The following is a 9,950-nucleotide window of genomic DNA, read 5'->3' on the forward strand; positions in this document are numbered from 1 at the left end:
ATGCGTAACCTTCGCGACCACCTCCGTGAGGCGTTGTCGGCCATACCTGCTACGGAAGCCGCCGAATACAACGACATCAGCAAGAGGCTCGACTACACCGTCGAGCTCGGGCTCCGTGTCATCGAGCTGGTCAGCCCGCAACTCGCTCCCATCGACGGATGGCCCTTGTTCGGCGGGTATCCCTTCTCCCACGCCCGAGGTCTTGTCGCGAGCCGCCCGGACGATAGGCTTCGCCAAATCCTGCGCGCGGCCCGATATCACTTGGAGTCCATGCACCGGCGGGAGGTCTGGCGTTCCGCCCTGCTGCGGTACCGGCACCTACCCGAGCGGCACCGCGCGTACGATGTCGCGGAAAGCCTGGCCTGGCCGGCGGTAAAGAGACAACCCTCGCTCGCGGCGCATCGCCTGGAGCTGTACGACGCCCTTCTGAATTCTGCGCCGCCCTTCACCACGAGCCGGATCACCATCGCGGAACCGGGTCCGCATCTCTTCCATGGGCGCACCATTGGCGCTCAGCACATCGACATCCCTGAAAACCTGCCGCCTCCGGTGGATTCCCGGCTCGCTTTGGAGGCCCAGCAGCTCCGAGAGCCCTTCAACCAACCCGTGGAATCGCTGCGGCAGACCGCCAAGAAGATGGCGGACCTCGACCAGCCGAATCGGGGCCAGTCCAAGGCGCTCACCGACTGGGAATCACGCTATCTCGGGATGGAGCTCTCCACGTTGAACGAGGAGAGCGGGCGCTTCGCCAGAGCAGATCGCCTGATCGTCAACGGTCTGCTCAACCTCATCGGGATTCCAGGAGTGGGCAAGAGCACGCTGCGCGACATCCTCGCCACACACGCCGTGGCCGAACTAGGACAGCGTGTCGTCCTCGTCGTTGGCGACGTCGCCGAGGCGCTCCGTGTAGCACAGGGCTTCAACAAGTTGCGTGAGGCCGCCGACCGAAAGATCAAGGAAGGCGACAAGGCGTACGCCGGATGGGACAGGCTGCACGCGATCCCTCTCATTGGAGCATCCACCCGCGAGCAGCACACCAGACGGCTGCACCGGCGGCTCCGGCAGGTCTCTCCGCTGCCCCTCCTGCATCAGGATGCCGCGTTCGCCTACCTGAGCACCGCCTGCCCGCTCAGCGCGCTACGAGGCGCGGAGGCGGACGGGCCTCTGCCGTACCTGGAAGCTCCGTGCCAGAGGCTGATCCCGCTGGACCAAGCCTCCCTAGCGGGCGAAGTCGCCGCCGAGCTCGTGGAGGAAAAGCGGAGGTCTCGGCGAGGGTGCCCGATCTGGAGTCACTGTCCGAGGCATGATGCCGCACGAGGGCTCCGTGAGGCGACCATCTGGGTCGCCACTCCGGAGGCACTCACGGTCTCGTCGGTACCCGTTCAGCAGAACCCTGAACGCATCCGCTACCTGGAGCTGGCCTGCAGGACCGCAGATCTACTGATCGTCGATGAAGCCGACCAGGTCCAAATCAGATTGGATCACCTGTTCGCCCCGACCGCGACGTTGTACAAGCGGGGCGACGGCTCCTGGCTGGACGAGATCAACCGGCACAACGTCGCCGAGCTGGCGCGCGAGGGCCGCATCCAGCTTTCCAACGAGATAGTCCAGCAATGGACCGCCGCGCTGGACACCGTATCGACCGCGGCCAATCGCATCTACGCCATGATCGTGAGTGACGACGAACTTCGCGAGTGGCTGGGGTCGGATCTCTTCACCGTCTGGTCGCTCCAGCTCGAGCTCGTGGGCCAGTGGCCCGCGACCCGGCTGCCCAACCGGATCCCGTCAACAGCCGAGTGGGCGAACCCCAAGCACGAGACGAGGCAGGAGGCGAGCGCGAAGCTGCTGGCCTACCTGAGCCAGGACCCTGGCGTCGCTCAGGAGTCTCGTGACAAGCGACGCGAAGCAATCCTGAAGATACTCGACGGCTTCCGTGATGATCCCGTTGGCGACAACGACGAGGCCGAACTCTCCGACGACGCACCGGCCAGGGAGACGCTCCAGCTTGCGGAGCTCGCCCGACGTCTGGTCACCAGCAGGCCGGGCAGCCCGAGAGTGGCCGATGAGCTCAACGCCCTTCTTGCCCAGCTCGCAGGCTTGCGTGACCCTGATGAGCTCTCTGGCAAGGATCTGAACGCTGAGGTGAGGGAAAACGTCAAGGAGGAGCTCCGTCGGGAACGCCGCAGGTTCGAGTTCACGCTGCTCGTGGCGATCCTGCATGACCGGCTGAACCTACTAACGACGCTCTGGCCCAGAGTGGAGATCGCGCTCAATCTCGATCCCTCCGCCAACGCGCTCTACCACAGCTCCCCGACCGACTACGATCCGGTGATCCCGGAGTCCCCCATGGGCAACATCCTGGCGTTCCAGTTCGTCCCCGACGCCAGGGATGTCTATGCCAAGACGGGCGAGCTGAGGTTCATCCGGTGTACAGGGGTGGGCCGCGAACTTCTGTCCGTCCTTCCCACCCTGCACGACGTGGACGGCAGCCATGGACCCAACGTAGTGCTGATGTCCGGAACGAGCTGGGCAGGCGCATCCACCCGCTATCACCTCGCCGAGCCGGTGAAAGCGGTGCTGCATGCCAAGGCACGCGTAGAGAAATCGAAGAAGCCCTCCATCCCGAAGATCTCCATGTTCACGTCCTTCGTCTATGACACCGTCGAGAACGCCTCACCACGGGACCCCATGAGACCTCTGCAGCTCTCTGGCACGTCGTCCAATCGGAACGACGTGTTGTGGAAGATGCTTCGCGGCCTCGCCGACCCAGATCCGGCGGACCAAGGCGGGCGTTCCAGGTTCACGCAAGAACTGGGAAACCTGCCACCCAGCCGTCAGCATCTGCTCGTACTCACCGGCAGCTACAAAGACGCCAAAGAAGCCGGCCGGGCTCTTCAAAGCTGCAGAGAGTGGAGGGATAGGATCTGCGTCCTCATCTCAGATGACGAAGAAGTCTCCGACGTCCCGCGCCACGACCAGGACAGCAGCCGGGATGCTCCCACGCTCCGTCGCGGCGACCTTGCCACCTTCGGCGCGACCAAGTACACCATCCTTATCGCACCGCTCCAGTCGGTCGAACGCGGACACAACATTCTCAATGATCAGGAGAAGGCACTCTTCGGATCGGTCTACTTCCTGGCCCGTCCCCTCCCCACGCCTAGCGACGTCAGCGTGCTCATCCACGCGCTCAACGACCTGACCGTCCGCCGTACCCGTCCCGGCGGCACCTTCGACCAGATTGTCCAGAGCGCAACGTCGCTGGACGCCGCCGGTCTGGAATGGCGGAAGCAGGCGCGCAGGGAGCTGCACCGGCTTGCCAATCGGGAGATGATGTGGAAGCGACTGAGCGACGCCGACCGCGAGTACCTCACATGGGACCTTCTCGTGGTGATGTGGCAGGTGATCGGCCGGTTGACCCGGGGCGGCGTGGGTGCTCGCGTGCATTTCGTGGACGCGGCCTTCGCCCCCCAGCGCGCGGCCGGGCTTCGCAGGGATAACCCGCGCTCCAGTCTGCTGGTCAGCATGCGCGACGTCCTGGCCCCGTACTTCGGGGACGCGCCGGAGTGGCAACGCCGTCCCGCTCCTCCGCACCGGCTCCCCGCGACCGAGGCGAACATCTATCTCGCGGACGCCCTCTACCGGCCGCTTTACGATGGCCTGAAAGAACTTCTGCTGCGGTCTCCCGAGGCCGTCCCCCTCCATGGCGACGAGAGTAGACGGCGATGACGTACGAAGCGATCACCTTGACCGCCTACCAGCCCTCAGAGAACTCGCTGCTCAAGCCCTTCCAAGTCCTGCATGTCCCGAAAGAGCTGCGGGCCACGTTCGCGGAGGTCCACCGGTCGGGGCTCGGCGACACGCCTGAAGACCAGGTAAAGACCTTCCCCATCAGGTCACTCAATGCGATCCTTCCCCTGGCCGCACCGGATGTGATCTCGGTGGGCCGACGGGTCTCCATGGAGGACGACGTCCCTTGGCTCTACGCGCATCACCCCGTGAACGACCGGATCGTCCGAGGGCTGCTAGGAGTCTGGCTCCTTGGTATGCACGGCGAGGAGGACCTCCGTGAGCACGCCTACGACCTGCTCATGGGGACCGCCCTGCCGTGGCGGACCAAGTTCATCGATCTGGCCGGGCGCACTTTAAGTGATGGGGAGACCGCCCAGCCCGAACCACCCTTGTACCACCTGCTTCCCGACTACGTGGCCCGTCTCATCCAACGGCATGGCGAGTTCAGGGGAGTGAAAGGCCCCTGCTCGTTTCTCGAGACCCCGACCACCGACCAGCGAGCGGAACTCGTTTCATGGCCCCCGCGTGGTGATCTGTCGGAACCCTCAGGGGCGCTGTTCTCCTACGTCATTACCATCACGGTGCAGACCGTGCCGTTCACCTCGCAGTTCCGGCTCCACGTGCGAACGAGCGTCCGGCGCTGGGTGACCGAAGTGAACGCCCAGGGGACTGTCTACACAGCAGGCCGGTCGGCGTCCGTGCACGTGATCACCGACACGCAGTGGCCCGGAGTATCGGGAGACAGCACCCGGATCGCGATCCATCGGCTTCGCTACGACCGCAGGAGAGCCGAGCACACGTGGTGGGCCATCGACAGGCCCGACCTGCTCCCAGCAGCCAGTCTGGTGCGCTCCGCGGTGGACGCAGCGGATCTCGGGAAGAATCCCAGAAAATACCTGGAGGGACTCGCGGGGATCAGAGCAGGAATTCCGCACCATACGACCATGGGAACCCACGCAGTGGGCGCCGGGCTCATGTCCGCGGACAGAGTGCCGCTCATGACGTGGATCGACGAGGCAATCTTCCCCGAGTTCACCCGAATCCCCGCTTGCCGTCGCGCCCTTTGGCCCGCCAAGCCATCCAACGCGCCGAAGAAGCTCCTGGCACCGAGGAAGGCAGCCGAGGCCGATCGCGTGCGGATCCTGGAGCACAAGAAAGCGGAGCAGGCGGCCAGGGAGGCCGTCGAACGACGTCATTTGCTCCGGGAGGCACTCGAGAGTGCACCGCTGGTCGCCCGCGTCCATTGGCAGGAAGAAGCGACCCGCGACGCCCTGATCACGGCCCTAAGCAGATTGCTCGACCTGCCCGCTCCGGACAGCGCGGACGAGACCCTCACCTGGCGAACGCCTGAGCTCGACGTGATCCTGCAAGTTCGGCCCACTGGGGACGTCGGCGCCGCACTGGACGTCAGCGCCACCAAGACACCCAGCAACAAACAGTTGGGCGAGGCCATCGCCAAGCGGCGGAGCGAGATCGCGGACGCCGTGAATGACGAGAAGGGACTCAGGCCGCTGGTCGCGCTGGTAGAGATCGAGAAGGATTTCAAGATCAAGCGTTCCGACTCGAAGTTCGCCGTCCGGCTGGGCTACGCCGACGCCGGAGTGATCACGCAGTTCCTACAAACTGCCGTAGACAAGTCTCTGATAAAGAACCGTCCCCACCGCGCGAAGATGGCGTGGATCGACGCGTTCCGACAGCTCGGAGCCTCACGCGTTCCGCTGCACACTTTCGTGGACACATTCCCAGAGGACCTGCAGTACGTCGCGGTATGGATGGCGAAACGCAGGAAGGACGGCCCAACCCGCCAGGCCATCCGTCAACTGCTCGCCATCAGGGTGCGTCCGGCGGATGGCGTACGCGGAGTGTCGGGTTGGATCGCGGACGAACGCCGATGGGCGCCCTATCCCGAGTATCTGCTATGGCTGGCCAAAGGCGTCGGCTCCCACGCCTCTGCAGACGAGATCGCGGCCGACGACGAAGCTGCCGAAGACGGCACCCGCAGCTCCTTCTCTCAGTGGGACAAAGAGCAGAAGAACTTGCAGAGGAGAACGGCGGCCTTTCTCCGGCCGCTACTGGCGCAGCTGCGCGATCGGCCCACGCTCTTCATGGTGCATGCGCAGAATCTCCGTGGGGGTTGGCCATGGCTGAACAACGGCATGGTCATGCGGGACCACATCTGGGTCGACGACGGTGACCCCGTGCCCGTCGCCCTTTGGGGGAACCGGCTGCGTCTCCTGCGGGTGAGGGACAGCAGCCGCGACGAAACCCCTCAGTGGTACGCCACGGACGGCAACCACGGGATCCCGGCCGGCCTCTGGCCCCTTACCGAGGCGCAGGGCGAACGGATATTTTACAGCTCCACAGATAGACCCGGCACCGCGAAGAAGGCATCCGTCAAGGCACGGAAGGAGGGTGCGCGGACCGACCGGACGGGCAAGGAAGTCCGGGACACCGACAAGAACGCTTTCAACCCCAATCTGCTGGAGATCGCCGTCCTCGCCTGCCAACGCGGAGAAAAGCCCGGCGAGTGGGCCGCCTGCGTCCACCAATTGCGCCACGCACCCGATATCAACGCACCCCTGGCCCTTCCCTTCCCTCTTCACCTGGCGAAGAAGGCCGTGGAGTATGTGCTTCCCAACCCCAAGGACGATGCCTGACCGCAGCTCAGACCGAAAAGGGAATCGCGAGGAACGTTTGCTGTCGGCGTCGCGGTGCCCGTAGGGCTTCGTGTGACGACGGTTGGGGGCAAGTCTGGGTTCGTCCTCGAGCTTCACGCCCTCCATCTTCGGTGTGGACCGAGTACCAACTGCCGCGCGGAGATGGAGGAAGGGCAAAATGAGAACGATTAAGGAACCGCGCCGGCCCTGACGTTGCTCGTCGGATGCTCTTCAGCATGTAGTACGGCGCATCATTGGCCGTCATTCTCGGACATCTCAGATAATGGCGCCAATGACCAAAGCGGCACATCCGAGCATAGAATGACAGAGCCCGACACGAGGACTGTCGACTTCTAATCCGTAGGTTCCGAGTTCGAGCCCCGGGCGCCCTACCACTCCGACCTGGGGTTTCCCGCGATCGGCACAGCCACAACGCCGATACACCACGTGGCGATCTTGAACGCATGTCATCGTCACTCACTCCCTCACTTGGGTCACGTGAGATGACGGCAGCAACAGCATCTACGTCCAACGAAGATCAGGTAGATCTCCTAGGTCCAACGGTCAGTCCGCTGATGAGAAGCCCGCCATGACAACCTCGGCCGCGACCGTCGAGAGCCCGTTGCCGGTCGCAGTCTTCGGATCACTTATCGCCAAGCAGGCTGGCGACGCGGGCCAGGACGGTGAGCTGTTCCTTCGCGAGTGCTGTGGATTCGGGGGCGTTGAGGGCTCCGTCCGCATGAGGATGCAGCCCGAGTAGTGTGCCCTGGACTGGGACGGATAGTTGCGACAGATCCTGGATACGCCCCCGCAGATGATCCTCCGCCGCGGTCAGGATGTCCGTGCCCCACCGCGCGACCACCTGCTCGCTGGTGTCTACGGTCACGTATTCGTCCTCGCCGGTAAGCACACCGTCGTCGGCCAGGATGTCGAGCATGCCATCGAGCTGGGACTTGCCGTCCGCAAGTCGAAGCTGGCGGGTGATCGGATCGTAGAAGGCGATCAGGCAGTGGTCGCCGCGGCGCAGCAACGACTCCTCCAGCCCGCCCTCCCAGGTCGATCGCTCCAACTCCACCCAACCGGCGCCCAGCAGCTCCATCTCCAAGTAGTCCAAGACACTGTCCGGATCGTGATCAGTGCCGCCGGCTCCGTACAACCGCTGGTAGCTCTCCCCTGCCCGGCCACCGTCCTGGTCGGCCACCCCAGCGACATCACCGGTAGTGACGATCGCCGCAAGCAACTCGGCGGCTTCTGGAAAGTCAGCGACGGGACAACCGTCTCGGTGGCACCAGTCCTCTCCCGGACACGCCAGAATCACCCGATCCACCACGTCCACCACGTCCGTACCGTCGGCGCAACGGCTCACGCACAGCAGATAACTATGCAGCGGGCCAGGCTCAGCGATCAGGCCTTCGGTGCCATGCAGGGCCCCGCCGTACACGTAAACGATGAGTCCGCTCCTGCCTTCACCCGCCCAGCCGGCTACGGCCGCGCGGGCAGTGGCCAGTATGTGCGCATCCACGCCGGGGTCCCATCCGTCCAGTACCCATCGGACGCTGTGGCGCCAGTCCCCTGCGGCCCCGAGGGCGATGGCGAGCCTCTCATGATCTTGAGGCGTGGTGTCGGTGACCGGCAGCCCCCCAAGCGTGGTCGAAGTGGCCAGCAGTTCGCTCGCCACTCCCGGATCCTGTGCCGCCCGCAACGACTTCGCCGGTTCGACCGCCCACCAGCGCCTGCCCTCGGGAATCAACGCCTCGTTGGCCTCCGCGTCGATCGGAACAGTCGTGGCGGGCCCGCGCTTGCCAGTGACACCCAGGATCGCGCACAGAGCCACCTCCCATTCCCCGATCCCGCCAGGCATCATGACCAGCTCCGGCCTCTCCGGGTCAGAAGCAGGCAGGAGAACAGTCACGTCGCCGAGCTCGGCCAGGGCACCCACCACCAGAGGCCGCTCAGGGGGAGCTTCCGGATCAAACGAGTCAGCCCCAGGCTCCGATCGTGGCTTGCCGTGCCGATCCAGACGCGGAACCCATGCTGGACGCAGTTCCTGCCGCCACTGGATGCGGTCCAGCGTGGTCAACAGTTCCCGCTTGGTTGGATTCGAGTGAAGAAGGTCGGCCGCGGGTCGCACCAAAGCCTCCAGTTCGGCTTTGCAAAGTTCCTGAGGGTGCTCAGGCACGTCAATGAACACCTCTGGCACGACCAGCTGAGCGAAACGCGCTTGGACCGCAGCGGTGAACTTCGCTGCGAAGTCACCCCTGGTGGACTCGAACGCTTTTCTCATCGGCTCCAAATCAACGTGGTCCCCCACGAGGCTATCCATCATCGAAAGCAGCACTTCGTTCTGGTTGTATGCGCTGAGCATGACCACGACCATAACGGCCGACGCCTCCGCGGACAGGCCCTTCGCGCCAATACGCCACTGGTGACGGTCCTGAGGGATCACCGCCACTGTTTGGCGTCTCATCTCGGCGTGCCCCGTGCATGCGGACTGTCCAATGCGAGCCTTGCCCGAGTGTCGGCGTCCTTGGGACGGTCACCTGGGGTGGGCTCTTGGATACCTGGCGGTAAACACGCAGGATAGGTCCGTGGACTTGTGGAATGAATGGAACGACCCGGTTGAGCTACGGATGCGGCTGGATGCTGCATTGGTCGAGATCGCTAAGTTGCGTGAGGAGAATGGCCGGCTCAGGCAGCTTCTCCGGCAGCAAACCTCGGCCTCGATCGAGCGTGGCCCCATCGAACCTGATCGAAACTTCGCTATACCCGGAACTCTGTCGCAGAATGGCTTGCCGTACGCGGACGCGACTTCACCTCCGTCCGAAAAACTCGCCTTGTTCAAGGCGGTGTTCGTCGGCCGCCGCGATGTATATGCCACTCGCTTCTTCAGCCGCAAGACCGGCAGGCACGGGTGGAGCCCCGCGGAGAAGGAGTTCTGGCGTCAAAGGGACGACGCCGAGCGGGAGTTCCTGCCGCTGACGGATGAAGTTCTCATCGCGCACCTGAGCCGACCCACCGACGGGCGCGACTCCCATGTCGGCCTGTATCCGATGTTGCCCGACGACACCTGCCAGTTGCTGGCATGCGATTTCGACGGCGCGGGCTGGCAGGGCGACGCCGCCGCCTACGCGGATGCCTGTACGCGGGCGGGCATCCATACGGCGGCGGAGATTTCCCGGTCCGGAGCCGGTGCCCACGTGTGGATGTTCTTCACCGAGCCTGTCTTGGCCGCTTCGGCACGCGCCATCGGCATGGGACTGTTGCGGGAGGCGATCGATCGGCGGGGGACTATGTCGCTGGCCAGCTATGACCGGCTGTTCCCCGCGCAGGACTTACTGCCAGTCAAGGCAGCGGCTCGGTTCCGGTTCGGGAATCTGATGGGTGTAGCTCTTCCTCAGTGGCTGGAGCGATCAGGCCGTGAGGGAGTATCCGTCCTGGTAGCCGCTCTGGTGGACCCGTTCGTGTTGCCGGGCAAGATGAAAACGCCAGTATTCGTCGAGATCG

4 protein-coding genes are annotated in these 9,950 nt (G+C 64.4%); 3 read left to right on the forward strand and 1 reads right to left on the reverse strand.

What is annotated here, in order from left to right:
* Complete coding sequence (locus tag ABD331_RS54630; protein WP_344494401.1) at positions 1 to 3,726, forward strand: pPIWI_RE_Z domain-containing protein; 3,726 nt, start codon at positions 1 to 3, stop codon at positions 3,724 to 3,726.
* Positions 3,723 to 6,446 carry a pPIWI_RE module domain-containing protein gene (locus ABD331_RS54635; protein WP_344494403.1) on the forward strand — a complete coding sequence of 908 codons (2,724 nt, stop codon included), beginning with the start codon at positions 3,723 to 3,725 and terminating at the stop codon, positions 6,444 to 6,446. Before ABD331_RS54630 ends, ABD331_RS54635 begins: the two co-directional genes overlap by 4 nt.
* Before the next feature lie 643 nt (positions 6,447 to 7,089).
* Here ABD331_RS54635 and ABD331_RS54640 read toward each other — a convergent pair.
* Entirely contained in the window at positions 7,090 to 8,811 is a 1,722-nt protein-coding gene (locus tag ABD331_RS54640; protein ID WP_344494405.1) for a hypothetical protein, read from the reverse strand.
* Between the two features lie 223 nt (positions 8,812 to 9,034).
* On the opposite strand from ABD331_RS54640, the gene ABD331_RS54645 reads away from it, so the two are divergent.
* Positions 9,035 to 9,950: TOTE conflict system archaeo-eukaryotic primase domain-containing protein (locus tag ABD331_RS54645; protein ID WP_425566272.1), on the forward strand; the 916-nt coding region annotated here is incomplete at its 3' end.

The organism is Nonomuraea monospora, from assembly GCF_039531895.1.
Classification (GTDB): Bacteria; Actinomycetota; Actinomycetes; order Streptosporangiales; family Streptosporangiaceae; genus Nonomuraea; species Nonomuraea monospora.

Coding starts and splice junctions, on each gene's coding strand:
- ABD331_RS54630 (WP_344494401.1), top strand. CDS start 1: ATGCGTAACCTTCGCGACCACCTCCGTGAGGCGTTGTCGGCCATACCT.
- ABD331_RS54635 (WP_344494403.1), top strand. CDS start 3,723: ATGACGTACGAAGCGATCACCTTGACCGCCTACCAGCCCTCAGAGAAC.
- ABD331_RS54640 (WP_344494405.1), bottom strand. CDS start 8,811: ATGCTCAGCGCATACAACCAGAACGAAGTGCTGCTTTCGATGATGGAT.